Origin of the sequence: Amycolatopsis sp. NPDC058278, assembly GCF_042881395.1 — a bacterium.
Classification (GTDB): Bacteria; Actinomycetota; Actinomycetes; order Mycobacteriales; family Pseudonocardiaceae; genus Amycolatopsis.
In genome coordinates, this window is record NZ_JBHVXZ010000008.1 from 15,352 (window position 1) to 40,890 (window position 25,539).

At 73.2% G+C, this 25,539-nt stretch carries 22 protein-coding genes; 16 read left to right on the forward strand and 6 right to left on the reverse strand.

Going from position 1 to position 25,539, the window contains the following annotated elements:
* Window positions 1-7: 7 nt before the first annotated feature.
* Genes ACFVYA_RS05860 through ACFVYA_RS05870 form a run of 3 tightly spaced genes read left to right on the forward strand, consistent with a single transcriptional unit; the run spans window position 8 to window position 3,366 of the window.
* Complete coding sequence (locus ACFVYA_RS05860; RefSeq protein ID WP_285988716.1) at window positions 8-1,639, forward strand: PTS system mannose/fructose/sorbose family transporter subunit IID; 1,632 nt, start codon at window positions 8-10, stop codon at window positions 1,637-1,639.
* Window positions 1,640-1,648: 9 nt separating this feature from the next.
* Entirely contained in the window at window positions 1,649-2,038 is a 390-nt protein-coding gene (locus ACFVYA_RS05865) for a PTS sugar transporter subunit IIA (RefSeq protein ID WP_285988717.1), read from the forward strand.
* A complete protein-coding gene (locus tag ACFVYA_RS05870; protein WP_387042879.1) occupies window positions 2,035-3,366 on the forward strand; it encodes a hypothetical protein in 1,332 nt (443 codons plus the stop codon). Before ACFVYA_RS05865 ends, ACFVYA_RS05870 begins: the two co-directional genes overlap by 4 nt.
* Window positions 3,367-3,391: 25 nt before the next feature.
* On the opposite strand, the gene ACFVYA_RS05875 is transcribed toward ACFVYA_RS05870, so the two are convergent.
* The gene (locus tag ACFVYA_RS05875) at window positions 3,392-4,162 is read right to left on the reverse strand and encodes a GntR family transcriptional regulator (RefSeq protein WP_285988719.1); all 771 of its coding nucleotides are present in this window, start codon (window positions 4,160-4,162) and stop codon (window positions 3,392-3,394) included.
* A gap of 48 nt (window positions 4,163-4,210) precedes the next feature.
* A complete protein-coding gene (locus tag ACFVYA_RS05880) occupies window positions 4,211-7,294 on the reverse strand; it encodes a BTAD domain-containing putative transcriptional regulator (RefSeq protein ID WP_387042881.1) in 3,084 nt (1,027 codons plus the stop codon).
* An 86-nt stretch (window positions 7,295-7,380) separates the two neighbouring features.
* Between ACFVYA_RS05880 and ACFVYA_RS05885 the strand changes: the two genes are divergently transcribed.
* The 10 genes from ACFVYA_RS05885 (at window position 7,381) to ACFVYA_RS05930 (ending at window position 18,060) form a co-directional block, all read left to right on the forward strand.
* A complete protein-coding gene (locus ACFVYA_RS05885) occupies window positions 7,381-8,007 on the forward strand; it encodes a thioesterase II family protein (protein ID WP_387042883.1) in 627 nt (208 codons plus the stop codon).
* A 156-nt stretch (window positions 8,008-8,163) separates the two neighbouring features.
* On the forward strand, window positions 8,164-9,408 hold the full coding sequence (locus ACFVYA_RS05890; protein WP_387042885.1) for an MFS transporter: 1,245 nt from the start codon (window positions 8,164-8,166) through the stop codon (window positions 9,406-9,408).
* 672 nt (window positions 9,409-10,080) lie between these two features.
* Window positions 10,081-11,058 carry an ABC transporter substrate-binding protein gene (locus ACFVYA_RS05895; protein WP_285988723.1) on the forward strand — a complete coding sequence of 326 codons (978 nt, stop codon included), beginning with the start codon at window positions 10,081-10,083 and terminating at the stop codon, window positions 11,056-11,058.
* 238 nt (window positions 11,059-11,296) lie between these two features.
* Complete coding sequence (locus ACFVYA_RS05900; protein ID WP_387042887.1) at window positions 11,297-12,103, forward strand: ABC transporter ATP-binding protein; 807 nt, start codon at window positions 11,297-11,299, stop codon at window positions 12,101-12,103.
* Window positions 12,096-12,803 (forward strand): ABC transporter ATP-binding protein, encoded by a 708-nt coding sequence (locus tag ACFVYA_RS05905; protein WP_387042889.1) that lies wholly within the window; start codon window positions 12,096-12,098, stop codon window positions 12,801-12,803. Before ACFVYA_RS05900 ends, ACFVYA_RS05905 begins: the two co-directional genes overlap by 8 nt.
* Before the next feature lie 38 nt (window positions 12,804-12,841).
* A complete protein-coding gene (locus tag ACFVYA_RS05910; RefSeq protein ID WP_285988726.1) occupies window positions 12,842-13,693 on the forward strand; it encodes a branched-chain amino acid ABC transporter permease in 852 nt (283 codons plus the stop codon).
* Window positions 13,690-14,760, forward strand: coding sequence for a branched-chain amino acid ABC transporter permease (locus ACFVYA_RS05915; RefSeq protein WP_387042891.1), 1,071 nt, complete (start codon window positions 13,690-13,692; stop codon window positions 14,758-14,760). The genes ACFVYA_RS05910 and ACFVYA_RS05915 overlap by 4 nt, the downstream gene beginning before the upstream one ends.
* Window positions 14,747-16,063, forward strand: a complete 1,317-nt coding sequence (locus tag ACFVYA_RS05920; protein WP_387042893.1) for an ABC transporter substrate-binding protein — start codon at window positions 14,747-14,749, stop codon at window positions 16,061-16,063. The genes ACFVYA_RS05915 and ACFVYA_RS05920 overlap by 14 nt, the downstream gene beginning before the upstream one ends.
* A 58-nt stretch (window positions 16,064-16,121) precedes the next feature.
* Window positions 16,122-16,688: a TetR/AcrR family transcriptional regulator gene (locus tag ACFVYA_RS05925; protein WP_387042895.1), complete on the forward strand. Its 567-nt coding sequence runs from the start codon at window positions 16,122-16,124 to the stop codon at window positions 16,686-16,688.
* A gap of 202 nt (window positions 16,689-16,890) precedes the next feature.
* On the forward strand, window positions 16,891-18,060 hold the full coding sequence (locus ACFVYA_RS05930) for a Cmx/CmrA family chloramphenicol efflux MFS transporter (protein ID WP_387043059.1): 1,170 nt from the start codon (window positions 16,891-16,893) through the stop codon (window positions 18,058-18,060).
* Window positions 18,061-18,241: 181 nt separating this feature from the next.
* On the opposite strand, the gene ACFVYA_RS05935 is transcribed toward ACFVYA_RS05930, so the two are convergent.
* Window positions 18,242-19,384 carry an MFS transporter gene (locus ACFVYA_RS05935; protein ID WP_387042897.1) on the reverse strand — a complete coding sequence of 381 codons (1,143 nt, stop codon included), beginning with the start codon at window positions 19,382-19,384 and terminating at the stop codon, window positions 18,242-18,244.
* Between the two features lie 80 nt (window positions 19,385-19,464).
* On the opposite strand from ACFVYA_RS05935, the gene ACFVYA_RS05940 reads away from it, so the two are divergent.
* Window positions 19,465-19,878 (forward strand): MarR family winged helix-turn-helix transcriptional regulator, encoded by a 414-nt coding sequence (locus tag ACFVYA_RS05940; RefSeq protein WP_387042899.1) that lies wholly within the window; start codon window positions 19,465-19,467, stop codon window positions 19,876-19,878.
* Between the two features lie 40 nt (window positions 19,879-19,918).
* Here the strand turns inward: ACFVYA_RS05940 and ACFVYA_RS05945 are convergent, their stop codons facing one another.
* The 3 genes from ACFVYA_RS05945 to ACFVYA_RS05955 all read right to left on the reverse strand — a co-directional run bounded on the left by ACFVYA_RS05945 (window position 19,919) and on the right by ACFVYA_RS05955 (window position 22,043).
* On the reverse strand, window positions 19,919-20,128 hold the full coding sequence (locus tag ACFVYA_RS05945) for a hypothetical protein (protein ID WP_285988733.1): 210 nt from the start codon (window positions 20,126-20,128) through the stop codon (window positions 19,919-19,921).
* Between the two features lie 71 nt (window positions 20,129-20,199).
* Window positions 20,200-20,856: a response regulator transcription factor gene (locus ACFVYA_RS05950; protein WP_285988734.1), complete on the reverse strand. Its 657-nt coding sequence runs from the start codon at window positions 20,854-20,856 to the stop codon at window positions 20,200-20,202.
* Window positions 20,844-22,043 carry a sensor histidine kinase gene (locus ACFVYA_RS05955; RefSeq protein WP_387042902.1) on the reverse strand — a complete coding sequence of 400 codons (1,200 nt, stop codon included), beginning with the start codon at window positions 22,041-22,043 and terminating at the stop codon, window positions 20,844-20,846. Before ACFVYA_RS05955 ends, ACFVYA_RS05950 begins: the two co-directional genes overlap by 13 nt.
* 133 nt (window positions 22,044-22,176) lie before the next feature.
* On the opposite strand from ACFVYA_RS05955, the gene ACFVYA_RS05960 reads away from it, so the two are divergent.
* The gene (locus ACFVYA_RS05960) at window positions 22,177-22,917 is read left to right on the forward strand and encodes an ABC transporter ATP-binding protein (protein ID WP_387042904.1); all 741 of its coding nucleotides are present in this window, start codon (window positions 22,177-22,179) and stop codon (window positions 22,915-22,917) included.
* Window positions 22,911-25,451, forward strand: a complete 2,541-nt coding sequence (locus tag ACFVYA_RS05965) for an ABC transporter permease (RefSeq protein WP_387042906.1) — start codon at window positions 22,911-22,913, stop codon at window positions 25,449-25,451. The genes ACFVYA_RS05960 and ACFVYA_RS05965 overlap by 7 nt, the downstream gene beginning before the upstream one ends.
* The last annotated feature ends 88 nt before the right edge of the window (window positions 25,452-25,539 follow it).

The following is a 25,539-nucleotide window of genomic DNA, read 5'->3' on the forward strand; positions in this document are numbered from 1 at the left end:
CTCCAGCATGCTCGTCGCGTTGGCCCTGACCCTGTGGGCGATCTACTGCACCTACGACGGGCTCGGCCCGTTCCTCATCTACGCCCAGCGCCCGCTCATCGCCGGCTCGGTGGCCGGGCTGATCACCGGCCACCCGCTGCTCGGCCTGCTGATCGGCGCGACGCTGGAGCTCGCGGCGCTGGGTGTCTACACCTACGGCGGCGCCACCATCCCGGACTACCAGACCGGCGCGATCGTCGGCACCGCGCTCGCCGCGGGTGCCGCCGGCGCTCCGGCCGCGCAGGCCGCGATCGGCATCGGTGTCGGGCTGCCGGCCGCGATCCTGCTCTCGGCGCTGGACCCGGTCGGCAAGATGGTCACCACCGGCCTGGTGCACCGGGCCGACGGCTACGCCGCCGACGGCAACGCCCGCGGCCTGGCGATGATCCACTGGGTCAGCCTGATCCCGTGGGTGGCCGTGCGTGCCGTCCCGACGTTCCTGGCCGCGCTCGCCGCGTCCGGCGGGCTGGTCAAGGACATCACGGCGAGCATCCCCGCCGGTTTCGTGCAGGGCATGACGCTGGCCGGGTCGCTGCTGCCGGCGGTCGGCTTCGCGCTGCTGCTCGGCATGATGGAGCTGTCGCGGTACTGGTACCTGCTGCTCATCGGGTTCGTCGGGTTCGCCTACCTGCACCTGCCGGTGCTGGGGATCGCGCTGATCGGCGTCGCGGTCGCGATGCTGTTCGTGACGCTGAAACGCGACGAGCCGGCGCTCGCCGTCCCCGAACCGGCCGAGGAAGCGGCCCCCGCGGAGTCCACAGTGGATCCAAGGCTGACGAAACAGGACCTGCGGCGGGTGTTCCGCCGGTACTTCTGGTCGAGCCAGATCTCCTGGAACTACGAACGGATGCAGGCGCTCGGCTTCGCGTACTCGATGGAGCCGGTGCTGCGCCGGCTGTACCCGGAGAAGGCCGACTACGTCGCCGGCCTGCAGCGGCACCTGCAGTTCTTCAACACCTCGGTGCTCGTCGGCGGCCCGTTGATCCTCGGCTCCAGCGTCGCGCTGGAGGAGGCGGGGACGCCGAAGTCGGCGGCGAGCACGAAGGTCGCGCTGATGGGGCCGATGGCCGGCATCGGCGACACCGTCGTCTTCGCGCTGTACAACAGCATCGTCTTCACCATGGGCGCGTCGTGGGCGCTGCAGGGCAACTGGCTCGGCCCCGCCTTCGCCGCCGTCATGGTGCTCGTGCCGTACGCGCTGGTGCGGCGCTGGCAGTTCGGGTTCGCCTACCGCGAGGGCAAGCGGCTGGCCGGGCACCTCGCCGCCGGTGCGCTCGCGCGCGTCGCCCAGGGGGCGACCGTGCTCGGGTTCGTCGTCCTCGGCGGGTTCATCCCGTCGATCGTCAAGGTCGTCACCACGCTGACCTACCGGCAGACCACCACGGTCCAGGGGCAGCCGGTGACGCAGTCGGTGGCGATCCAGGACCGGCTCGACGAGCTGCTCCCGTTCCTGCTCCCGGTGCTCGTGACCGCCGGGGTGTACCTGCTGACGGTCAAGGCGCGGCTGCGGCCGGTCTGGGTCATCGGCATCGTCGTCGTCGCGGGGGTCGTCCTGGGGTGGCTCGGCTGGTTCGCGCCATCGGCCCCGGCGAAAGGTTAGGAGTCCGCCATGACCGTCCCGATCATCCTCGCCGGCCACGGCCGGCTGCCCTCCGGAGTCGGGGAGGCCGCCGAGATGATCCTCGGCCCGCAGACGCGGCTGAAGGTCTGCGAGCTGAGCCCGCGCGACAGCCCGGAGGAGTTCGGCGCCCGCGTGCTCGCGCTGGCCGGTGACGCCGAGGGTGTGCTGGTGCTCGCCGACCTGCACGGCGGCTCGCCGTTCAACGCCGTCCGCACGCTCGCGGCCGGGCACCCGCGCCTGCAGCTGGTCTCGGGGCTCAACCTGCCGATGCTGCTGGAAGTCCTGCTGCACACGACCGACGACGTCACCGCGCTCGCCGGGGTGGCCCGCGCCGCCGGCCGCGACGGCGTCGTCGACGTCCTGGAATCGACCTGGTGACCGCCGCGCTCCTGCTCGCCGCGCAAGACGTCCGGATCACGCCGGGGCCCGGCCACCCGCTCGGCGGCTACCTGGCCCGGCACGGGGTCGCGACCGGCACGCACGACGACCTCGAGGCGTCACTGATCTGGCTGTCCACCGAGGACGACCCCGGCGTGGTGTGGGTGGCGCTGGACGCCCTCGCGGTCGACGCCGGGCTGACCCGCACCCTGGCCGACGCGGTCGCCGCGGCGGTGGGCATCGACCCGGACCGGGTGCTCGTCTGCGCGTCGCACACGCATTCCGGGCCCGAGGGCTGGACCGGCCCGCTGCACCCCGGCCTGCCGGGGCGGCGCGACGCCGGGCTGGTCGGCGGCATGGCGGAGAAGGTCACCGGTGCGGCGCTGCGGCTGCGCGCCGGCCGCGGCCGGGTCCGCGCCTGCTGGCACGCGGGTTCAACCGAAGCCGTCGGCGGCAACCGCTACCGGCCCGACGGGCCGCACGACACGTCGTTCGGCGTGCTCGAGCTGCGCCGCGACGACGGCACCCCGGCCGCGCTGCTGTTCGACTACGCCAGCCACCCCACCGTGCTCGGCCCCGACAACCTCGCCTGGTCGGCGGACTGGCCGGGCGCGACCCGCCGCGAGCTGGCCACGCTGGCCGGGCAGCCGGTCGCGGCGTTCCTGCAGGGCGCGGCGGGCGACGCCAGCTCCCGGTTCGTCCGCCGCGGCCGCGGCCACGACGAGGTCCGCACGCTCGGCGGCCACCTGGCGACGTCGATCGCGCGCACGCTGGCGGCGGTGTCGCCCCCGCCCGCGACGGCCGGCCCGGTGCGGCTGACGCGGTCGACGCTGCACCTGCCCTACCGCGACATCCCGACCCTCGAGGCCAGCTTGGAGCTGCGGCAGGTGGCGGAGGAGCGGTGGCAGCGCGAGCTGGCCCACCACGGCGAGGACCACCCGGCGGTCCGCATCGCCCAGACCCGCTACGAGGGCTGCGCGATGCTGGCGACGATGGCGGCGGGCGGCCGGCCGACGGGCTGCGCGGAGGTGCCGGTCAGCGTGGTGTCGCTGGGGGAGATCGCCTGGCTGCACACCCCGTTCGAGCTGTTCGCGTCCCTGGGCCTGCGCATCCGCCGCGGCAGCCCGTTCCGCCACACCCGGGTGATCGGCTACACGGACGGGTACCTGGGGTACCTGCCGGACGCGGACGGCCACCGCGACGGCATCTACGAGTCGTACGTGACGCTGTTCGGCCCGGAGGCCGCGGACGAGCTGGTGGAGCACTGCCTGAAGGTGCTGCGGGCGCACCAGGCCGGCTGCTGCGCCGGAGGAGAACCGTTGTCCTGAGCGGGGAACCCGGGGGTTGCCTTTCTCAGGAGGACGGGCTGCGCCGGGCCTGGGTGAAGACCGTGTAGCGATCGGCCCGGTACAGCGACCGGCCCGCCTCGATGACGCCGCCGCTCTGGTCGTGCAGCGTGCCTTCGATGATCAGGCACGGCTGGGTGGCCTCGATGCCGAGCAGGGCGGCGTCGTGGCTGTTCGGCAGGACCGCGGAGATCGCCGTGTCGTTCCACTCCGGGCGCACGCCCCAGCGTTCCTCGATCGTGCGGTGCAGGGACTGGGTCTCCCAGTCGAACAGCTCGATGTCCGGGAAGCGGTCGACGGACAGGTTGGTGCGCTCGACCGCGAACGGCTCGTCTTCGACGTAGCGGAGGCGCTCCAGCCGGAACACCCGCGCGCCCGGCGGCACGTTCAGCCGTCCCGCGATGCGCGGGCCCGCGCTTTCGACTTCGGCGTGCAGCACCTTCGTCTTCGGCACGACGCCGCGGGCCTGCATGTCCTCGGTGAACGAGGTGAGCATGTCGATGTGCGCGGCCTGCCGTTCGGCGGTGAAGGTCGCGGTGCCGTGCTGGCGGTACAGGACGCCGTCCGCGACGAGGCGGTTGACTTCCTGCCGCACGGTGCCGCGGGCGACCTGGAAGTGCTCGGCGAGAAACCGTTCGGACGGCATCAGCCGCCCCGGCCCGGCCTCCGTGGCGACGCTTTCCAGGATTTCGCGCAGCTGATCGCCCTTGGGCCGCCCCGGCTGCAGCGCGTCCGGAAGGCGCAGATCGCTCGCGGCGACGTGTTTCGGACGGGGCATGCCCTCAGTATGTCGCGCGACGCCCGCCGGGGTAACACCCGGCGCGGCTCAGCCGGTGGCCCGGTCCCCGAGCCGGTCGAGGAACTCCGCCGCCAGTGCCTCTCCCGTCACGTGCCCCACCGCGCGGTAAAGCGCTCGGGACTCACGAGCCGTCCCGGCCGCCAGCGTCGATCGGCCCGCCGCGGCCTGGACCGCCGCCAGTCCCAGCAATGCCTCCGCCTCCACCACCCGGAACCCGCCCGCCCGGGCCGCGTCCAGTGCCGTCCGGGCGTGTTCGCCCGCCTCGCCCGCGCGCCCGTCGGCCGCCAGGACCCTGGCCAGCGTGGCCGCCGCCTCGGCCAGCTGGCCCCGGAGGCCCGACTCCGCCGTCAGCGAACGAGCCTCGCGCAGGACCCGCTCCGCCGCGCGGAGATCACCCCGGCTCTCCTCCGCCCGGCCCAGCGCGATCAGGGCCGCCGCCTCCACCTGGCGGTCGCCGTCACGGCGGACGCACGCCAAGGCCGCCTCCGCCGTCGTCACGGCCGCGGAGTGGTCGCCGCGGGCCATCTGGAGGGCGCTCAGCACGTTCAGGGCGGTGGCCTCGCCGAAGCTGGACCCCAGGTCGCGGAACGCCTGCAACGCCTGGTCGAGGGTCTCTCCGGACTCCGCCAGCCGCCCGGTGGCCATGAGCACCCAGCCGAGGTCGGCGAGGTTGGCCGCCTCCCAGAACGCCAGGTCCTCCTTGCGCGCCAGCGCGATCGCCTCGACCAAGCAGTCCTCCGCCTGCTCCAGGCGGCCCAGCTGCCGGTAGTGGCAGCTCAGCGAGTTCAGCGCCAGTGCTTCGCCCGACCGGTTGGCCAGCTCGCGGAACAGCTGGATCGCGCGCCGGCTGTGCTCGACGGCCTCCGACAGCCGCCCCGTCCACTCCAGCATCGCGCCGAGGTTCGCCACCGCCGTGGCCTCGCACTGCCGCCAGCCGCACGCGCGGCTGGCCAGCACCGCCTTCTCCGAGTGCCGGATGCCCGCTTCGTGCTGGCCCTCGCGGAAGTACGCCCCGCCGATGGACAGCTGGACCAGCGCTTCGGCGGGCTGAGCGCCGTGGTCCTGCGCCGCGCGCAGCACGATCGGGGCCAGCTCGAGCCACTCCGCCCGGCGGCCGTGGTCGTGGAAGAACCGCCGCAACGCGTCGGCGAGGTACCAGGCGCCCGGGTACGGCCCGCGCGTCGCCGCCTGTCGCAGCGCCGCCGAGAGGTTCGGCACTTCGACGTCCAGCCAGGCTACGGCTTCCGCGGCGCCGGCGAAGACCACCGGGCTCGGCGCCGAGGGCGCGTCCTCGCGGGGGAGGGCCACGATCCGGGCGCCGAGCAGGGCGACGGCGGCGTCCGCGGCCGCGCAGTAGCCGGTGAACAGCCGCTCCCACGCCCGGTCGCGCGCGGGCTCGTCCTCCTCGGCGCGGACGCACTGCTCGGCGTAGCGGCGGGCGAGGTCGTGGAACCGGTAGCGGCGGGGTGCGTGCGCCTCCAGGAGGTTCGCCGCGATCAGCCCGCGCAGCCGCCGGGTCGCCTCCTCGACCGGCACCTCCAGCAGGGCCGCCGCGGCGATCGCCGTGAAGTCGGCCCCCGGCACCAGCGCGAGCAGCCGGAACGCCTGCCGCAGCCCCGGCGGCAGCGCCTGGTAGGACACCGAAAACGCCTTGGCGACGGCGCTCTCGCCCGCCCCGTCGAAGCCGAGGTGGGCCAGGGGATCACCACGCAGCTCGTCGACCAGCTCGCCGATGCTGGCGACGCCGGTGTTCGCCGCGGCGATCCGCAGGGCCAGCGGGTGGTGGCCGCACAGCCGGGCCAGCTCGGCGGCCGCTTCCGGCTCGGCGGCGGTCCGGTCGCCGAGCAGGGTGGTCAGCAGCGCACGGGAGTCGGCCTCGCGCAGCTGCGCCAGGCCCAGCGACCGCGCGCCGACGCGGGCCACCAGCTCGTCGAGCCGGTGGCGGCTGGTCACCAGCACCCGCCCCGACGACGGCAGCAGCGGCAGCACCTGGGTGGTGTCGCGGGCGTTGTCCAGCACCACCAGGGCCTGCCGGTCGGCCAGCAGCGACCGGTAGAGCTTGCTCTGGTCGTCGAGGCCCGGCGGCACGTCCCGCAGGTCGACGCCGAGGGTCCGGAGTAGTTGCGCGAGTGCGGCCGCGGGGGTGAGCGGCTCGTCGTCGGCGTCGAAACCGCGCAGGTTCACGTACAGCTGGCCGTCGGGGTAGCGCGTCCGGGCGGTGTGGGCCCAGTGCACGGCCAGCGCCGTCTTGCCGACGCCGGCGGTGCCGGTGATCACCCAGACGTCCCCGGGTTCGTCGAGCGCGGCCAGCTCCGCGGCCCGGCCGGCGAACCCGCGGACGTCCAGCGGCAGCTCGGCGGGCCGCGGGGTGACCGGGACGGCGGGCGGGACGGGTTCGCCCTCGCCGCGCAGGATCCGCATCCGCAGGTCCTGCAGGGCCTGGCCGGGCTCGATGCCCAGTTCGTCGACCAGCAGTTCGTGCGCCCGCGCGTACGTTTCCAGGGCCTCCGGGGTACGGCCGCAGCGGTGCAGCGCGAGCATCAGCGCGGCCCGCAGGCGCTCGCGGAACGGGTGTTCGTCGACGAGCCGCCGCAGTTCCCCGACCACCTCGCCGTGCCGTCCGGCGGCGAGTTCCTGCTCGTACAGCTCCTCCAGCGCGACGAGCCGGCGTTCGGCCAGCGCCGGGCCTTCGTACTCCGCCAGTGCCTCGCTGACCCCGCCGAGCGGGGTGCCCTCCCACAGCGCCAGCGCCGCCCGCAGGTGCGTGACGGCGTCCGCGCCGGAGGTCGCCCTGGCCTTGGCGACCTCTTCGTCGAAGACGTCGAGATCGCGGTCGCCGGGTGCGACTTCGATGAGGTAACCGGGCGCGCGCCGCACGATGACGTCGCGGCCGAGCAGCTTCCGCAGTTCCGAGATGTGCACCTGGAGCCGGCCGCGGACGCTCGGCGGCGCGTTTTCGCCCCAGGTCAGGTCGATGAGGCGGTCCTCGGTGACCACCCGGTTGGGGTTCAGCAGCAGCGCGGCCAGCACGGACGTCTGTTTCTGGCCGCCGGGGCGGACCGAGCCCGTGTCGCCGAGGACCGTGACCGGTCCGAGCAGGCGGTAGCGCACGAGATGCCCCCCGGAAGACGGACCGAAGCGAAACGGAAGTGCCGTGGTCAACCCTAACTGCGGGCAGGAAACGAGGGAGGCCACGGGTGGACCGAGACGACGTGCAGCGTCTGTTGTTCGTCTGCTTCCCGGACGCCGGGGAAGCCGCCGGCCGCTACCGGGCCTGGCGCGATCCGCGGATCGCGGTGCAGGTCGTGGAGCTGCCGGGCCGGGGCGAGCGCCGGGACGAGCACCCCTACCGGGACATGTGGCTGCTGGTCGAGGCCCTGGCCGGGGAACTGGCCGGGGCGCTCGAGAGCCCGCACGTGCTGTTCGGCGCGGGGCTCGGCGCCCTGGTCGCCTACCGGCTGGCCCAGCGCCGGGTGGCCGCGGGACTGGGGGTCTCGCGGGCACTCGTCGTGGCGCACCAGGCGCCGCCGTCCCGGGCCGCGCGGGCGGTGCCGGAGCAGGCGGGGCGCGCCGACGTCAGCTTGCTGGCCAGCGACGCGCACCTGCCGGTGGCGCCGCCGCTGCCGTGCCCGATCCGCGGCTTCGGCGAGCCGCACGTGATGACCGGCTGGGGGGAGCACACGAGCGCCGGGTTCGTGCTGACGCCGGCGCGGGCGCAGGACAGCGCCGCCCTGCTGCGCGACGCTGTCCTGCGGTCCGCCCACCTGATCTCCGCCATGGCGGGGCAGGGGCCGGCGCCGGCGCCGAAGCTGGCCGGGGCGTAGCCGGCGCTCGATGCCCCGCCGGGAATCGGCCGGTGGCGGCCGCCCGCCCGGGATGACCGGTGTGGAAACCTGACGACGGACCCGGTGTCCGACGCCCTGCACTGATTCCAGTCACAAAGTACACAAGCGCTGTTATGATTCGGCCGTGATGCGGCCGTGCCCCTGACCCGCGCCTTCGTCGACCTCACCCCGCTCCGCGTCTCGGCGCCGTTCCGGCGGCTCTGGGTGGGGCGCGTCTTTTCCGGTTTCGGCTCCCAGATGACGCTCGTCGCCGTGATGTTCCAGGTCTGGGAGCAGACCCGGAGCACCGTGTGGACCGGTGCCGTCGGGCTCGCCCAAGCGCTGCCGATCGTCGTGTTCGGGTTGTTCGCCGGTTCGCTCGTGGATCGGGTCGACCGGCGGAAGTTCGCGCTCGTCGCCACGACCGGGCAGGCCGTTTGCTCGATTTTCCTTGCGGTGCAGGGGTTTCTCGGTGACGTGCCGGTGGTCGCGGTGCTGGGGCTGGTGGCCGTCCAGTCGTGTTTCGTCGCGGGTGGCGGGCCGGCCGCGCGCACCTTCATCCCGCGGCTGCTGCCGCCGGAGCAGCTGTCCGCCGGGCTCGCGCTGAACCGGATCGCCTTCCAGGGCGCGATGCTGCTCGGCCCGGCGCTCGGCGGGCTCGTCCTCGGGTGGTTCGGCGTCGGCGGCTGCTACCTCGTCGACGCGCTCACGTTCGGCATGGGCTTCTACGGCGTCTTCGGCCTCCCGGCGATGCGGCCCGGCGGCGAGCCTTCGCGGCCCGGGCTGCACGGCGTGCTCGACGGGCTGGCCTTCCTCGTGCGGACGCCCGTCGTGCGGGGTGCGCTGCTCACCGACCTCGCCGCCACCGTGCTGTCCATGCCGATCAGCCTGTTCCCGCTGGTCAACGCCGAACGCTTCGCCGGCGACCCGCGCACGCTGGGCCTGTTCCTCTCGGCCGTGGCGGTCGGCGGAGTCGTGGCGTCGGTGTTCTCGGGGACGTTCACGCGGCGGTCGCGGCCGGGCCGGGTGATGCTCGCGGGGTCGGCGCTCTGGGGCGTCGCGCTGACGGGGTTCGGCCTGGCCCCGGACCGGTGGCTCGGCCTGGCCTGCCTGGTCGTGGCGGGGGCGGCGGACACGGTCTCGGTGGTCTCGCGGGGTGCGCTGGTCCAGCTGGCGACCCCGGACGCCCTGCTCGGCCGGGTGGCGGCGGCCGAGCAGATCGTCGGCCAGGCCGGCCCGGACGTCGGCAACGTGCGCGGCGGTCTCGTCGCGGGAGCGACGTCGGGAACGTTCGCGCTGGTCAGCGGCGGGGTGCTGTGCGTCGTGGCGGTGGCACTGGTCGGCGCGGCGACGCCCGGCCTGCGCCGGTTCACCACCCCCGCCGAGACCGCGGCGAGCTGATTCTCCGCGCCGGTCCGCGAATTCGACGAATTCAGGCGGCGGCGGGCCGGTGAAGCCGGAGGAATGCGTTCTGCCCGGTCGGCCGATCCGGCGGAACGCCGTCGGCGGCGACCCGCCATTCGTTGTCCCGCAAGTGGTTTCCGTGGATGAGCCGATCAGCCCGCAGCCGGTACGGCCGTTCGGCCCTGTAGTGCGGGAGCGGTGAATGGGGGTTCTCCGTTCCGGTCTCTCGGCGCTTCAATGGGCTCGGTGTCGGAGGTGGCGCGAATCCGGAATAGCTCGGACGCGGTGAACAAGAATTGACCGGAAATCGTTTTTGTGGCCGCGGGGTCGGCGCGGCGCGGGATGCTCCGCGATTCGGCCGACTCTTCCACTGGGGGCCGCGGTCGCTCCGGCGACGCGATCCGGCGTCCCGAACCGGGCCGTGGTGGCCGCTACCTGGGGTGGCAAGATCACGAAAACCGGAAGTCCGGCGTCGGTTTCTTTTCGACGTGTCCGTCGGCCCTGTCAGTGGGTTACCCGTTCCGCGTCTTGTCACTCTTTCGCGTGAACGTGACGTGACGTATTTCTCGGCAACACATTTGCGACCCGGGAAATCGTCATCTACAGTCCGGCTGATCACGGCCGAACGAGCCGTATTCCGTGATCCCGTAATCTTCTCCGAGGAGTGGCATGCTTCATCGCGCCTCGACCCGCCGGCTCGCCGTGCTCGCCCTGGTCGCCGTCCTGCTGACCGGGTGCAGCCAGCTGAAGAGCTCCTCTGCCCCCGGTGCCGTCGAAAAGCCGTCGATCCGGGTGGCGATCCTCACCACCGTCGACCTCGCACCGCTGTGGCTCGCGCAGGAGGGCGGGTACTTCAAGGCCGAGGGGCTCGAGGTGCAGACCGACGTCGGTACCAGCGGCCAGGAGACGCTGAGCCGGATGACGAGCGGCCAGGACGACATCGCGCTGTCCACCTACACCCTGTTCTTCCTGGCCAAGAGCAGTGGCAGTGCGGACGTGAAGCTGGTGACCGACGGCACGTCGGCGAGCCCGCGCAGCAACGAGGTCGTCACCGTCCCGAACTCGCCGGTGAAGACCGTGCGCGACCTCGAGGGCAAGCGGATCGCCATCAGCTCGAAGAACGCCGCTTCGGACGTGCTGACCCGGTCGGTGATGCGCGACCACGGCGTCGACCCCGCCAAGGTGCAGTGGGTTCCGATGCCGCTGCCGGAAATGAGCGGCGCGCTCGCGCAGGGCCGGATCGACGCGGCCTACCAGCCGGAACCCTTCCTGACCCAGGCCGCGCGGACCGCCGGCGCCTACCCGGTCATCGACGCCGCCAGCGGCAGTACCCAGAACTTCCCCCTCACCGGCTACGGCGCCACCGCCAAGTGGGTCCAGGACCACCCGAAGACGCTGCGGGCGTTCCAGCGCGCGATGCTCAACGCCACCCGCGCTTCGGTCGACCGGGCCCGGATCGAACCCCTCGTCGTCCGCAACGCCAAAGTGGACCAGGACGTCGCCAGCCTGATGGTGATGCCCGCCTTCGGGTCCAGCTTGGACGCCCGCCGCATCCAGCGGGTACCGGACCTGCTGCAGCAGCTGGGCGTGGTCCAGACGAAGATCGACGCCTCCTCGATGATCGCCCCGCAGACCGGCAGTGGCTGAGCCGGCGACCTGATCGCCGAAGGGGCGGGTGCGCATCGCGCACCCGCCCCTTTTTTTGCGTCACGGGGGTGCCGCCAGGGCTTCTCGCGGCTGCCCGGGATTTCGAAATTTTCGGACCACCCCGGTCCGGTCCGGTTTCGGCGATTCGCACCTTGACACGACCGCCGCCGCAGCCCACCCTCTTCATACCGACCGCGCGGTACGGATTGGTCCACATAGTGGGATAGGAGAGTCATCGATGACGCTTCTCGGTGAGGCACTGCCCCGCGAAGACCTGCTCGTGGTCGACGGCCTCACCGTGCGGTTCGGCGGACTCACCGCCCTGCACGACGTCCACCTGAGCGTCGACGCCGGCACCGTCGTCGGGGTCATCGGGCCCAACGGCGCGGGCAAGACGACGCTGTTCAACGTCGTCTGCGGGTTCGTCCGGCCCCAGGCGGGCCGCGTGCTGTGGCGGGGACGGCCGCTCGTCCGGCACCGCCCCGAACACCTCGCGCGGCTCGGGATCGTCCGGACGCTGCAGGGCCTCGGCCTGTTCCCCGGGCTGACGGTCCTCGAGAACGTGATGGCCGGCGCGGGCCGCCACGCCCGGACCGGTGTGCTCCCGGCTCTCGCCGGCGCCGGCCGGTCGGCGCGCGACGAAGCCGACCTGGCCGGGCGGGCCCGCGAAACCCTCGGCGAGCTGGGAATCGCCGACCTCGCCGGCCGGCTGCCCGGCGTGCTGCCCTACGGCGTGCGGAAACGGGTGGCGCTCGCGCGGGCCTTGGTGGCCGAACCCGACCTGCTGCTGCTCGACGAACCCGCGAGCGGGCTGTCGTCCGCCGAACTCGCCGAGTTGTCGACGTTGATCGTCTCGCTGCGGCGGCACATGGCCGTCGTGCTCGTCGAACACCACATGGACCTGGTCATGGAGGTCTGCGACCGCGTGGTGGTGCTGAACTTCGGCGAGGTGATCGCGGCGGGCAGCCCGGCCGAGATCCAGGCCGACCCCCGCGTGGCCGAGGCCTACCTCGGTGACCCCGCCGAGGAGGCGCCCGGTGCTTGAGATCGAAGAGCTGTCCGTGGCCTACGGCGCCGTCCGCGCGCTCGACGGCGTCGGCATCACCGTCGAACGCGGCGGGATCACCGCCGTGCTCGGGGCGAACGGCGCCGGGAAGACCACGTTGCTGCGCACGATCAGCGGCCTGCAGCCCGCCCGCGGCGGGCGGATCACCTGGGACGGCAAGGAACTGACCGGGCTGGCACCGGACCGGATCGCGCGCGGCGGCGTCGCGCACGTGCCCGAAGGCGGCGGCGTCATCACCGAGCTGACCGTCGACGAGAACCTCCGGCTGGGCGCGCTGTGGCGGCGGGACCGCGCCGACCGGGCCGCCGCGCGCCGGGAGATGTACGAGCTTTTCCCGGCCCTGGAAGAACGTTCGGCGAAACCCGCCTCCACGCTCTCCGGCGGCGAACGGCAGATGCTCGCCATCGGCCGCGCTCTGATGAGCCGCCCGTCGCTGCTGCTGCTCGACGAACCGTCGCTCGGGCTCGCCCCGCTCATCACCGCCCGGATCATGGGCATCCTGCGCGATCTGCGGGCCACCACCGGGCTCACCGTCGTGCTCGTCGAGCAGAACGCGCACTCCGCGCTGTCCATCGCCGACCGCGGGTACGTCCTCGCGCTCGGCCGGGTCGTGGCCGTCGACGCCGCGGCGGAACTGCTGGCCGACGACGGCCTCCGCCACGCCTACCTCGGTTTCTGAGGCTTCTGACCCACCCACCAGGAGGTGAACGGTCCGGCATGCAGGACTTCTTCGACCTGACCCTCGGCGGGATCTCGGCCGGCGCGGTGTACGCGGCGCTCGGGCTCGCCCTGGTCATCATCTACCGGGCCACCCGGGTGGTGAACTTCGCGCAACCCGCCCTCGCCCTGATCTCGACCTACCTCGCGTACTCGGTGACGAAGGCGACGGGCAGCTACTGGCTCGGCTTCGCCGTCGCCATCGTCGCCGGGACCGTGCTGGGCGTCGCCACCGAACGGCTGCTCATCCGGCCGCTGCGGCACCGCTCCGAGCTCAGCTCGATCATCGTCACGCTCGGGCTCCTGCTGGTGCTGCAGGCGGTCGCGGGCATGATCTGGTCCAACGAGCCGCTAGCGTTCCCGTACGCCTTCGACTTCCGCGGCCGGTTCTCCGCCAACGACCTGTTCGTCGTGCTCGTCGTCGTCGCCATCGCCGCGCTGGTACTGGTGGTGTTCAAGTACACGCCGCTGGGCCTGCGGATGCGCGCGGCCGCGTTCGCCCCCGAAGTGGCTCGGACGCTCGGCGTGCGGGTCGGGCTGATGCTCACCGCCGGCTGGGGGCTGGCCGCGGCCGTCGGCTCGCTGGCCGGGCTGCTCGCCACGCCGCCGTTCCTCTTCCCGAACGTGCTGGACGGCGTCTTCGTCTACGCGCTCACCGCGGCCGTGCTCGGCGGCCTCGACAACCCGCTGGGCACCATTGCCGGCGGGTTCGTCCTCGGCGTCGGGCTGTCCTATGTGTCCGGCTACTTCGGACCGGAGATGGTGACGATCGCCGCGCTGGTCATCCTGGTGGTCGTGCTGACGCTGCGGCCCGCCGGGTTGTTCGGCCGGGCCAAGGTGAGGCGGGTATGAGCGTGCGCACGGAAGTCCCGGAAACCCGCGTGAAAACGCCGAAGCGGCGCCGCACGCTGCCGCCGCTGCTCGTCCACGCGCTGGCCGCGCTGGGTGCGCTCGCCGTGATCGTGCTGCTGACCCTGGTCACCGACGAGTTCACCAACCTGCGCATCGCGACGATCGGCTACTACCTGATCGCCGTGGCCGGGCTGACCCTGCTGACCGGCCTCACCGGCCAGGTTTCGCTGGGGCACGGCGCCTTCATGTTCATCGGCGCGTACACGGTGGCGCTGCTGGTCCGGCGGGTGCCGTCGTTCCCGCTGTGGGCCGACCTGCTGCTCGCGTCGGTCGCCGGCGGCCTGGCGGGGCTGCTGGCCGGCGCGGCGGCTGCGCGGCTGCGCGGCCCGTACCTCGCCGGCGCGACGCTGGCACTGGCCGTCGGCCTGCCCGCGCTCACCCGGAAGTTCCCCGACTTCCTGGGCGGCAGCAACGGGCTGAGCTTCACCGTCCACAGCAGACCGGCCGGCGTCGGCGTCCCGGAACTGCGGTGGCAGACCTGGATCGTCTGGCTCAGCGTGCTGCTCGCGCTGGTGCTGGTGGTCAACATCGTCCGCGGCCGGCTCGGCCGGGACTTCCGCGCGGTCCGCGACGACGAGGTCGCCGCCGCGTTGAGCGGGATCGCCGTCGGGCGCACGAAGATCCTCGCCTTCCTGGTCAGCGCGGTGTGCGGCGGGCTCGCCGGTGGCCTGCAGGCGTTCCTGCTCGGCACCGCCGCGCCCGGCTCGTTCACGCCCGCGCTGTCACTGAGCCTGCTGGCCGCGGTGGTGCTGGGCGGGCTCGGTTCCCTGTGGGGCGCGCTGTGGGGCGCGGTCGCGCTCGTGTACTTCCAGGCCTGGTCCGAGGACCTCGCCGACGTGCTGCACCTGAACACCGACGTGGCCAACAACCTCCCGCTCGCGGTGTACGGCGTCATCCTCATCGTCGTCGTGCTCGCCTTCCCCCGGGGCATCCAAGGTGGCTTCCACCGGCTTGGCGTCCTCCTCCGTCGATCCGCGAACCAGAAGGAGAACCATGAGAAGCACTAAGCTCGGCGCGGGTTTCTTCGCCCTCGCCCTGGCGCTGACCGCGTGCGGCGGCGCGGGGGAGAGCGACGGCGGCGGTCAGCAGGCGGCCACCGATTCGGCCGTCGGTGTCACGAAGGACGCCGTCGTCATCGGCAGCCACCAGCCGCTCACCGGCCCGGCCGCGCCCGGGTACAGCAAGATCTCCGTCGGTGCCCGCGCGGTGTACCAGGCGATCAACGACGGCGGCGGGATCAACGGGCGCAAGATCGACTACAAGGTGGAGGACGACGGCTACAACCCGACGAAGACCGTCGAGGTCGTCAAGAAGCTCGTCCTGCAGGACAAGGTGTTCGCGATCGTCGGCGGGCTGGGGACGCCGACGCACTCCAAGGTCGTCGACTACCTGAACACCGAAGGCGTGCCGGACCTGCTGGTGTCCTCGGGCGCGCTCGCCTGGGACAACCCGCAGAAGGCGCCGATGACCTTCGGGTACCAGGTGGACTACACCCGGGAAGGCAAGATCCAGGGCAAGTACGTCAAGGACACCTTCGCGGGCAAGAAGGTCGGCTACTTCACGCAGAACGACGACGTCGGCCGTGACACGCAGGCCGGGCTCGACCAGTTCGTCAAGGACCAGACCGTCGTCCGGCAGGGCTACGACAGCGCCAACACCGACGTCACGCCCCAGTTGTCCGCGCTCAAGGCGGCCGGCGCCGAGGTCGTCGTCTGCGCGTGCATCCCGGCGTTCACCGCGCTGGCCATCCTGGCCGCCGCGAAGATCGGCTACCACCCGCAGTTCGTGGTCAGCAGCATCGGCGCGGACCCGGCGACGCTCTCCGGGCTGCTGCAGGACTTCGCCAAGCGCGGCGGCGCCAGCGTCTCCAGCGGGCAGCTGCTGGCCGGCCTGATCGGCACGGGGTACCTGCCGGACGTCGCCCAGACGTCGGACCCGTGGGTCGCCTACTTCAAGGCCATCCACGACAAGTACATCGCGAAGGAGCCGTTCACCAACACCGTCCTGTTCGGCATGGTGCAGGCCTACACGTTCGGGCAGGCGCTCAAGGCGGCCGGCCCGGAGCCGACGCGGCAGAAGATCGTCGACGCGATGAGCTCCGGGTCGCTGAAGGGCCCGGGCCTGACGCCGTTCGGCTTCTCGAAGGAGTCCCACGCCGGCTACACGGGCGCGTACGTGTTCAAGATCAACCCGGACACCTCGACGACGGTGATCCAGCCACCGGCCGTCACCGACCGTGGCACGGGCGCGATCACGCCGTACTCCGGTGAGCGGGCCACTCCGGAGCAGGTCAACCTGGTGAGCAAGTGACGACGGGCCGGCCCGTGGGCGCCACGGGCCGGCCCGTTCGCTCACATAGGGTGGCGACATGAGTGTCAGGGAGAAGGTCGTGCGGGCGGCGGTGCGGCTGTTCGCCGAGAAGGGCTTCGAGGCGACGTCGGTCCGCGAGATCGTCGAGGAAGCCGGCGTCACCAAGGGCGGGCTGTACCACTACTTCGAGTCCAAGGACGACCTGCTCTTCGAGATCTACGCCGCGATGCTGCGGATGCAGACCCGGCGGATGGTGACGATCGCCGAGTCGGACCTGCCGCTGCCGGAGCGGCTGCACGCGATCATCGCCGACGTCGTGGTCACGAGCATCGCCGACCTCGACGCGGCGACCGTGTTCTTCCAGTCGTTCCCGCTGCTGGAGAAGTCCAAGCAGGTCCAGGTGCGCGCGGAGCGGCGGACCTACCACGAGCGGGTCCGCGACCTGGTCGCCGAAGGCCAGCAGGCGGGCGTCTTCCGCGACGACGTCCCGGCGGACCTGGTGATCAACTACCACTTCGGCGCCATCCACCGGCTGGGCATGTGGTACCACGCCGAGGGCGAGCTGTCGGGGGAGCAGGTGGGGAAGCACTTCGCGGACCTGATGCTGCGCAGCCTGCGTCCTTAGTGGACTCCGCGGCTCGTGGCGGGCCCCGCCGGCGGAAACCGCTCGCCGAGCCGCCACCGCGGCCGGTACGGTCGGGGCGTGTCGAGTCCCGAAGCGTCCAGGGCAGGGCTGCCGGTCTTCCCGGCAGCCCGGTGACTTCCCGCATCCCGGAGTTCCCGGGTTCCCGGGGTGACCACGAAATCGTCCATCGATCTCGTGCTCCCTGGAGTTTCGTGTGCCCCTGTACTTCCTCGCCCTGGCCGTGTTCGCCATGGGCACGTCCGAATTCATGCTCGCCGGGCTGGTGCCCGGCATCGCCGCCGCGCTCGGGATTTCCCTGGCGCAGGCGGGCTACCTGACCGCCGCCTTCGCCGCCGGCATGGTCGCCGGCGCGCCGGCGATGGCCGCGCTCGCACGGTCCTGCCGGCGGCGCACCGCGCTGCTGGGCTTCTTGGCGCTGTTCGCGGTGACCCACGTGGCCGGCGGGCTGACGACGTCGTTCGCCGTCCTGCTCGGGACGCGGGTGCTGGCCGCGGTGGCGAACGCGGGGTTCCTCGCGGTCGCGCTGACCGCCGCCACCACGCTCGTGCCGCCCGGTCGCGAAGGCCGGGCACTGGCCGTCCTGCTGGGCGGCACGACGATGGCGTGCGTCGCCGGAGTGCCGGGTGGCGCATTGCTCGACGCGGCTTTCGGCTGGCGGTCGGCGTTCTGGGCGGTCGCCCTGCTCTGCCTGCCCGCCTTCGCCGGGGTGTGGCGGATCGCCGACACCCCGGCCGGGGCGAAGCCGTCGGGACTGCGTGACGAGCTGGCCGCGCTGCGCCCCCTCGCCGGGGTGTTCCTGCTCGCCGCGCTCGTCAACGCGGCCACGTTCGGCGTCTTCACCTACTTGGCGCCACTGGCCGCCGGCGTCGCACCGGTGCCGCTGGTGCTGGCGGCTTTCGGTGCGGGCTGCTTCGCCGGGGTCACCGCGGCGGGCCGGCTCGCGGACCGGTGGCCCGGCCGGATCATCGCGTTCGGTGGCCCCCTGCTGCTCGCCGGCTGGATCGCGGCGGCACTGGCGGCGCACCTCCCGGCGGCGCTACCCGGCCTCGCGTTCGTCCAGGGCGCGTTGTCGTTCGCGGTGGGCAGCACGGTGATCACGCGAATCCTGCACGGGGCAACGGGCGCACCGACGATGGCGGGCGCCTTCGCGACGGCGGCCCTCAACGGCGGCGCGACGGCCGGTCCGGTGCTCGCGGGGGCGTTGCTGGGAGCGGTGAGCCCGTTCTGGGTCGCCGCCGGGCTGGTCGCGGTGGCGATGGTGCTCGCGTCGGTGGTGCGCAGGAAGTTGACGCGGGTGCCTGAGGGGCCTGGTGCTGTGGGCGCCGGGCAAGTCCCGGGCCTGCCGGAGTGAGTCGCGGGGGCCGGTCCGGCGGCGGCAGGTTCCGCCGCGGCGCGGCCTTCGCGCGGACAGGTCTCGCCGCGGCCGGTTCGGCCGCGGCGAGGTCTCAGTGCCGGGCGAGGAGCCCCGTCACGGCGTGCCCGCTCCGGGTTGAGTCCTCGCCGCGGCCTCGGCTTGGTGCTGCCCAAGGCGTTCACACGGACACTCGCCGGTCCTGTCGTAGCGAGTACAGGGCAATCCCCAACCCGCTCAGGGTGAGTGCGGCAGCGACCAGGTAGATCGGCCGCGGGCCCCCGGTGTCGATCACCTCGCCGCCCAGCCGGCCGGCAAATGCCGCCGCCAGCTGGTAGCCCGATGCGTTGACCGCCACCGCCAGCGTGGGGGCCGCGCCCGCCGCCGTGATCACCCGGGTCTGCATGCCCGGCACGATCGCGAAGGCGAGCGCGCCCAGCACCACCGTCGACACCACCGTCGCGAGCTGGTTGCCGCCGGCCAGCCAGGCCAGGGCCAGCACGCCGGCCAGCACTGCGAGCAGGCCGGCCAGCGACGGCAGCAGCGCCCGGTCCGCCAGGCGGGCGCCGACGGTGTTGCCGAGGACCGCGCCGGCGCCGTAGCCGAGGAGGAGCGCCGGGACGGCTCCGGCGGGGAAGCCGCCGACCTCGGTCAGCAGCGGGGCGAGGTACGTGAAGACCGTCAGGACTCCTACGTTGCCGGCCGCGGTCAGCGCGATCGCCAGCTGGACCCGGCGGTCGGCGAAGACGCGCAGCTCACCGGTCACCGGACCGGTCGTCGATGACGGCCGGTCCGGGACGAACCGCAGCACCGCCAGCAGCGCCAGCGCAGCGGCGGCCGAAACCGACCAGAACGTCGCCCGCCAGCCGAGGTGCTGCCCGACGACCGTGCCCAGCGGCGCGCCGAGGACGATGCCGAGGTTCAAGCCCAGCGCCACCTTCGCCACGGCGGACGCCTGCCTGCCCGGGCGGGCCTCCGCCGCCGCCGTGGCGATCGCGACGGCGAAGAAGGTGGCCACCACCAGGCCGGCGAGCACCCGCGAAACCAGCAGGAGCGGATAGCCCGGGGCCACGGCGGAGGCCGCGTTCGCCAGCACGGCCGCGGTGACCAGCCCGATGATCAGCGGTTTCCGCGAGACCCGCGCGGTCAGCAGCGTGACGATCGGCCCGCCGGCGATCATGCCGATCGCGTAGGCGGTGGTCAGCAGACCGGCGGCCGAAAGCGGGATCGCCAGCCCGCCGGCGACGTCCGGAAGGATGCCCGACACCACGAATTCGCCGGTCGTGAGGCTGAACACGACGAGCATGAGGGAAAAGACGGCCACGGAACCCCCAGTTGGTTCGAGTTGTAATGATTCGAGCTAGAACTATCACAGTTCGAACCATGGGGTCTAGAGTTGCGGGCATGCCGAGCGAGGAGATCGACCGCGACGTCTGCAAGCTGGTCCACGGCCTCGCGCGCACCCTCGACAGCCACGTCCGCCGGGTCGCGGACGCCATGGCGCTCACCCCGAGCCAGGTGGTGGCGCTGCGCGAGCTGTCGGAGCCGATCACCGCGCGCGAGCTGGCCGCGCGCATGGCGTGCGAGGCCTCGAACGCGACGTTCGTGCTCGACCGCCTCGAGGAACGCGGGCTGCTCAACCGGCACCCGCACCCGACGGACCGGCGGGCCAAGCAGATCGTCCTCACCCCGGAAGGCGACCGGCGCCGGGCCGAAGCGTTGAAGCTGCTGGGCGACAGCTCACCGCTGGGATCGCTGCGCGCGGATCACCAGGAGGCGCTGCGGGATCTGTTGCGTGCCTTGGCTTCCGAGGACTGAAGGGGACGCCGCCTGCTGCGTCGAGAAGGCTCGTCGACGATCAGGAAGAGTGGCGCTCCGCCCGGCGGCGCCGGACGTAGTGGGTGACCAGCAGCGCGATCGCCCCGATCGCGATGCCGCCGGCGATCGTCCGCACCGGCAAACCGAGGCCCGCCAACGGGCCTGCCGCGTTGACCGCGGAACTGATCACCAGAACCAGCCACAGGAGAACCGGGCTCGGAGTACGCGTGGAAACGTTGTCGTTGTTCATGCCGGCAACGCTAGGGATTCGCGACGACGGCGAGAATGCCGTCCGCACCCGGATGCGGGGTGGTGCCTGCGCTACCCCGCATCCCGGCCGAGGTAGGCCAGCACCGCCAGGACCCGTCGGTGCCCCGCGCCTTCGTCGGACGGCAGGCCGAGCTTCGCGAAGATGTTCCGGATGTGCTTGAGCACCGCGCCGTCGCTGACGACCAGGAGCTCGGCGATCGTGCTGTTGTTGTAGCCCTCGGCCATCAGCCCCAGCACTTCGCGCTCCCGGGCGGTCAACGCGTCCAGGGGGTCCGCCGCGCGGCGGCGGGCCATCAGCTGGCCGATCACCTCCGGGTCCATCGCGGTGCCGCCCTTCGCGACCCGCTGGAGTGCGTCGACGAACCGCTCGACCTTGCCGACGCGCTCCTTGAGCAGGTAGCCGACCCCGCCGACGCCGTCGGCGAGCAGCTCGACCGCGTAACTCGTCTCCACGTGGGCCGACAGCACCAGCACCGGCAGCCCCGGGTGGATCTCGCGGGCGCGGACGGCGGCGCGCAAGCCCTCGTCGCGGTGGGTCGGCGGCATGCGCACGTCCATCACGACCGCGTCGGGGCGCTCGCCCTCGATGAACGCCAGGAAGTCCTCGGCGTTGTCCACCGCGGCGGCCACCTCGATGCCGGCCGTCTTCAGCAGCAGGGAGAGGCCTTCGCGCAGCAACGCGTCGTCCTCGGCGATCACGACCCGCATGGCAGCTCCACTCGCAGCACGGTCGGCCCACCGGGTGGGCTGGTCAGGGTGAGGGTTCCGTCGAAGGCTTCGGCGCGGCGGCGGATGCCGGCCAGCCCGCTGCCCCGCGACTCGTCGGCGCCGCCGCGGCCGTCGTCGCGGATTTCCAGGCGCAGCAAGGACGCCGTGCCGCCGAGCGTGATGTCCACCTGGGACGCGTCGGCGTGCTTGGTCACGTTGGCCAGCACTTCGGCGACGACGAAGTACGCGGCGGCCTCGACCGCGGCCGGGCGGCCCGTCTCGTACTCGACGGCGACGGCGGCCGGCACCGGGCTGCGCTCGGCGAGCGCACGCACCGCCCCGGCCAAGCCGCGTTCGCTCAGCAGCGGCGGGTAGATGCTGCGGACGACCGTGCGCAGCTCGGCCAGCGCGTCGGTCGCGGTGTCCTGCGCCTTGACCAGCAGATCGCGTGCTGTCGCCGGGTCGCGGTCGTACAGCTGGCCGGCGATGCCCAGCTGCAGCACGACCGCCGCGATCCGCGCCTGCGTGCCGTCGTGCAGGTCACGTTCGATGCGCCGCAGTTCGGCCCCGTGCGCCTCCAGCGCCGCCGCCCGGGTCGCGGTCAGCTCGGCGACCCGGTCCGCCAGCACGACGCCGGGGGCGGGCGCCAGCAGCTTCCGCGCGGTGCGGGCCTGCCACCGGGCGACCCGCGGCAGCTGCAGGGTGGCCGCGACCATGGCGGCGGCCACCAGCAGGTCCAGCCCGGCCCGCGGCCAGGAGTCCACCACGATCCCCAGCGAACCTTCGATCCCGCCGGGCACCAGCGGCCAGACGAAGACCGTGATCACCTGCTGGACCGCGCCGAGCGGCAGGCCGAACGCCAGCGCGCCGATGATCATGCCGGTCGCGGCGTGGATCGCGAGCCACGCGAGGTCGCGCCGGGTGGCCGGGTCCTTGAGCGGGGAGCCGTCGCGGTAGGGCTCGGGGATCGGCTCGCCGAGTGCGCGCGCGGCGCGGCGGCGGTCGACCCCCACGGGCCACCGCGCCAGCCGGATCGCCGGGGCCAGCGACGGGATCCCGATGCCGAACGGGCACAGCAGCAGGACGGCGAACAGCCCGGCGAGGGCGAACAGCGAGAGCATCGAGGTGCCGGCGCCGACCACCAGGTAGCGAACCGCCGACCAGCACTCGCGCAGGCGGGTCGTCACCCGGACAGTGTCCCACCCCACCACCGTGGTGGTGCTGGCGCTACCCCCGATCCACCCCTCCACGGGATCGAAGTCCCGGTGCGCGCGACCTAGTTTTCCTTGGGACGCAAAGAACAGTCTTAAGGGGACAGAGATGACCACAGCGAGCGCGTACGCGCTGGAGCTCAGCGGGGTGCGGAAGGTGTACGGCTCCGGCGACGGCGCGGTCACCGCGCTGGACGGGGTGTCGGCGGGGGTGGCGCGGGGGACGTTCACCGCCGTGATGGGCCCGTCCGGCTCGGGCAAGAGCACCTTCCTGCACCGCGCGGCCGGCCTCGACCGGCCGACGTCCGGGCGGGTGCTGCTCGGCGGCACCGAGATCGGCAGGCTCAAGGAACGCGAGCTGACGGAGCTGCGGCGCACCCGGATCGGGTTCGTCTTCCAGGCCTACAACCTGCTCTCGTCGCTGAACGTGCTGCAGAACATCACGCTCCCGCTGCGGCTCGCCGGGCGGAAGCCGGACCCGCAGTGGCTGCGGGAGATCGTCGACGGCGTGGGGATCGCGAACCGGCTGGAGCACCGTCCGGCGGAGCTGTCCGGCGGGCAGCAGCAGCGCGTCGCGATCGCGCGGGCGCTCGTCACCCGGCCCGAGGTGGTGCTGGCCGACGAGCCGACCGGCGCCCTCGACACCCGCACCGGGCGGCAGGTGCTGGACCTGCTCCGCGCGATCGTCGAGCAGATGGGGCAGACCGTGCTGATGGTGACCCACGACCCGGTCGCGGCGTCGGCCGCGCACGGCGTGCTCTTCCTGGCCGACGGCAAGCTGGCCGGCCACCTCTCGCACCCCACCCCCGAGCGGGTGGCGGAGCGGATGACGCACCTCGGGGAGTGGTGACCGTGCTGACCCTCGCCTGGCAGACCATCCGGAGCCGGCTCGGCGGCTTCGCCGGCGCCTTCATCGCGATCCTGTGCGGCACCGCCCTGGTGGCCGCCTGCGGCGTCCTCATGGAATCCGGCCTGCGTGCCGGCGTCCCCACCCAGCGGTACGCCGCCGCGGCCGTCGTCGTGGGCGGGGCGCAGACCGTGCGCCCGCCCGGCGCCGACGCTCTCTCCACCGAGCAGGTCGGCGAGCAGCCGTCGGTCCCGGCGGCGCTGGCCGGGCGGATCGCCGCGGTGCCCGGGGTGCGCGCGGCGGTGGCGGAGCAGAGCTTCCCGGCGCAGGTCGTCACCCGCGACGGGCAGGTGCTCGCCGGCCGGGAATCGCTGGGGCACAACTGGGACGCGGCCGTGCTGGCGCCCTTCACCCTGCGCGGCGGCGACGCGCCCGCGACCGGCGGCGAGGTCGTGCTGGACGCCGACCTGGCGCGCCGGGCCGACGTCGGCATCGGCGGGCAGGTGCGGATCACCACCCGGTCCGGGACGGTGCCTTTCAAGGTGAGCGGCATCATCGACGGCGGCTCGCGCCAGTCGGCGGTGTTCTTCACCCCGGAACGGGCCGCGGAACTGGCCGGACGGCCGGGTCAGGTGCACGCGATCGGCGTCCTCGCCGAGCCCGGGGTCGATCCGGCGGACCTCGCCGACCGGGTGCGTGCCGTCGCGGACGGCGCCGAAGTGGCCACCGGGGTCGAGCGCAGCAGCATCGAGTTCCTCGACGTCAGCCAGACGCGGCTGCTGCTGCTGGCCATCGCCGGTTCGTTCGGCGGCTTCGCGCTGCTCGTCGCGGTGTTCGTGGTGGCGAGCACGCTGGCCCTGACCATCAACCAGCGCCGCCGGGAGTTCGCGCTGCTGCGCGCGGTCGCGGCGACCCCGCGGCAGATCCGCAAGCTCATCGGGATCGAGACGACGTTGATCGCGCTCGTCGCCGGCGTGCTGGGCAGTGTGCTGGGCCTGGCGGTCGCCGGTGGGCTGCGGGACGCGTTCGCCGCGATCGGCGTGATCCCGGCCGACTTCGGGCTGGCGATCAGCCCGCTCCCGCTGCTGGCCGCGGTCCTGCTCGGCCTGGGCGCGGCGCGGCTGGCCGCCTGGGCGGCGTCGCGGCGGCCGTCGTCGATCCGGCCCGTCGAAGCGCTGGGCGAGGCCGCGGTGGAACGCCGCGAGCTCGGCCGGGGCCGCCTGCTCACCGGCTGGGGCCTGGTGCTGGCCGGCGTCGGCGGCGCGCTCGCCCCCTTGTTCCTGCGCGGTGACCTCGCCGCCGCGACGTCGTCGATGGCGACGCTGGTGATCGTCATCGGCCTGGCCGTGGTCGGGCCGCAGGTGACCGGGCTGGTGATGCGGTTCCTGGTCCCCGTGCTGACGCGGCTCTGGCGGATCAGCGGATACCTGGCGGGAGCGAACGCCCACGCCAACGCCCGGCGCGTCGCCGCGGCGGTGACCCCGCTGATGCTGGCGGTCGCGTTCGCGCTCGTGACGTTCTACGGGCCGATGGCCACCACGACCGCGGCCCAGCAGGAATCGGCGCGGTCGACGACCGCCGACTACGTGCTCACGGCACCGGGCGGGGTCTCGCCGGAGGTGGCCGCGGCGGCCGGCCGGGTGCCCGGGGTCGCGGCGGCGACACCGGTGGTCCGCACGTCCGTGATCACCGCGACGCCGGTGGGCGACAGCGTGGAGGTCCAGCGGACACCCGCGCAGGGCCTGGCGGGCGACCAAGCGGGGGCGGCCCTCGAACTGGGCGTCGACGCCGGGCGGCTCACCGACCTGACCGGGGACACCGTCGCGCTCAGCGGTTCGGAAGCCGACTGGCTGGGCAAGAAGCTCGGCGACGAGGTCGAGTTCTACTTCGGCGACGGCGTCCCGGCGAAGCTGCGGCTGGTCGCCACCTACACGCACGACCTGGCCTTCGGTGACTTCGTCCTGCCGGTCGCGCTGGCCCGCGAGCACATCGGCGGCCGCCTGGACGATTCGGTGCTGGTCCGGCGGCAGCCCGGCGCCGACGCGGGCGCGGTGGCTTCGGCGCTGAGTGCGTTGCCGTACCCGGGTTTGGTGCTGGCCCCGGCCGCGGTCACCACCGCTCCGGAAGGCGGGGAACGGCAGGCGCAGTTCTACCTGAACCTGGTGGCGGCCGGCGTGATCGTCGGGTACCTGGCGATTTCGGTGGCCAACACGCTGGTCCTGACGACCGCGCAGCGCGGCCGCGAGTTCGCGCTGCTGCGGCTGGTGGGCACGACCCGCCGCCAGGTGACCCGCATGATGCGGCTCGAAGCACTGGCCACGGTCGGGATCGCCGTCGTCCTCGGGACGCTGGTGGCCCTGCTCCCGTTGGTGTTGCTCAACTTCGGCCTCCGGAGCAACCCGCTGCCCGCCGGGCCGCCGTCCGTCTACTTCGGCATCATCGCCGGCGCGGTCCTGCTCGGGATGGTGGCGATCGGGGTGGCGACGTCGGTGGCGCTGCGGGCCCGGCCGATCGACGCGATCGGCCTGCGCGAGTAGGGAAAGCGGGGTGGGCCCGGCCGGCCCCCCCCCCGCCGCCGGGCATCGAAACATTACCAAAGTTATTTCCAGACCCCCAGAAACACAC

What these genes read in the sequence shown, in the direction of transcription:
- ACFVYA_RS05860 (WP_285988716.1), top strand. Translation starts at nt 8, where the DNA reads ATGCTCGTCGCGTTGGCCCTGACCCTGTGGGCGATCTACTGCACCTAC.
- ACFVYA_RS05865 (WP_285988717.1), top strand. Translation starts at nt 1,649, where the DNA reads ATGACCGTCCCGATCATCCTCGCCGGCCACGGCCGGCTGCCCTCCGGA.
- ACFVYA_RS05875 (WP_285988719.1), bottom strand. Translation starts at nt 4,162, where the DNA reads ATGCCCCGTCCGAAACACGTCGCCGCGAGCGATCTGCGCCTTCCGGAC.
- ACFVYA_RS05895 (WP_285988723.1), top strand. Translation starts at nt 10,081, where the DNA reads ATGCTTCATCGCGCCTCGACCCGCCGGCTCGCCGTGCTCGCCCTGGTC.
- ACFVYA_RS05900 (WP_387042887.1), top strand. Translation starts at nt 11,297, where the DNA reads ATGACGCTTCTCGGTGAGGCACTGCCCCGCGAAGACCTGCTCGTGGTC.
- ACFVYA_RS05910 (WP_285988726.1), top strand. Translation starts at nt 12,842, where the DNA reads ATGCAGGACTTCTTCGACCTGACCCTCGGCGGGATCTCGGCCGGCGCG.
- ACFVYA_RS05915 (WP_387042891.1), top strand. Translation starts at nt 13,690, where the DNA reads ATGAGCGTGCGCACGGAAGTCCCGGAAACCCGCGTGAAAACGCCGAAG.
- ACFVYA_RS05920 (WP_387042893.1), top strand. Translation starts at nt 14,747, where the DNA reads ATGAGAAGCACTAAGCTCGGCGCGGGTTTCTTCGCCCTCGCCCTGGCG.
- ACFVYA_RS05925 (WP_387042895.1), top strand. Translation starts at nt 16,122, where the DNA reads ATGAGTGTCAGGGAGAAGGTCGTGCGGGCGGCGGTGCGGCTGTTCGCC.
- ACFVYA_RS05940 (WP_387042899.1), top strand. Translation starts at nt 19,465, where the DNA reads ATGCCGAGCGAGGAGATCGACCGCGACGTCTGCAAGCTGGTCCACGGC.
- ACFVYA_RS05945 (WP_285988733.1), bottom strand. Translation starts at nt 20,128, where the DNA reads ATGAACAACGACAACGTTTCCACGCGTACTCCGAGCCCGGTTCTCCTG.
- ACFVYA_RS05950 (WP_285988734.1), bottom strand. Translation starts at nt 20,856, where the DNA reads ATGCGGGTCGTGATCGCCGAGGACGACGCGTTGCTGCGCGAAGGCCTC.
- ACFVYA_RS05960 (WP_387042904.1), top strand. Translation starts at nt 22,177, where the DNA reads ATGACCACAGCGAGCGCGTACGCGCTGGAGCTCAGCGGGGTGCGGAAG.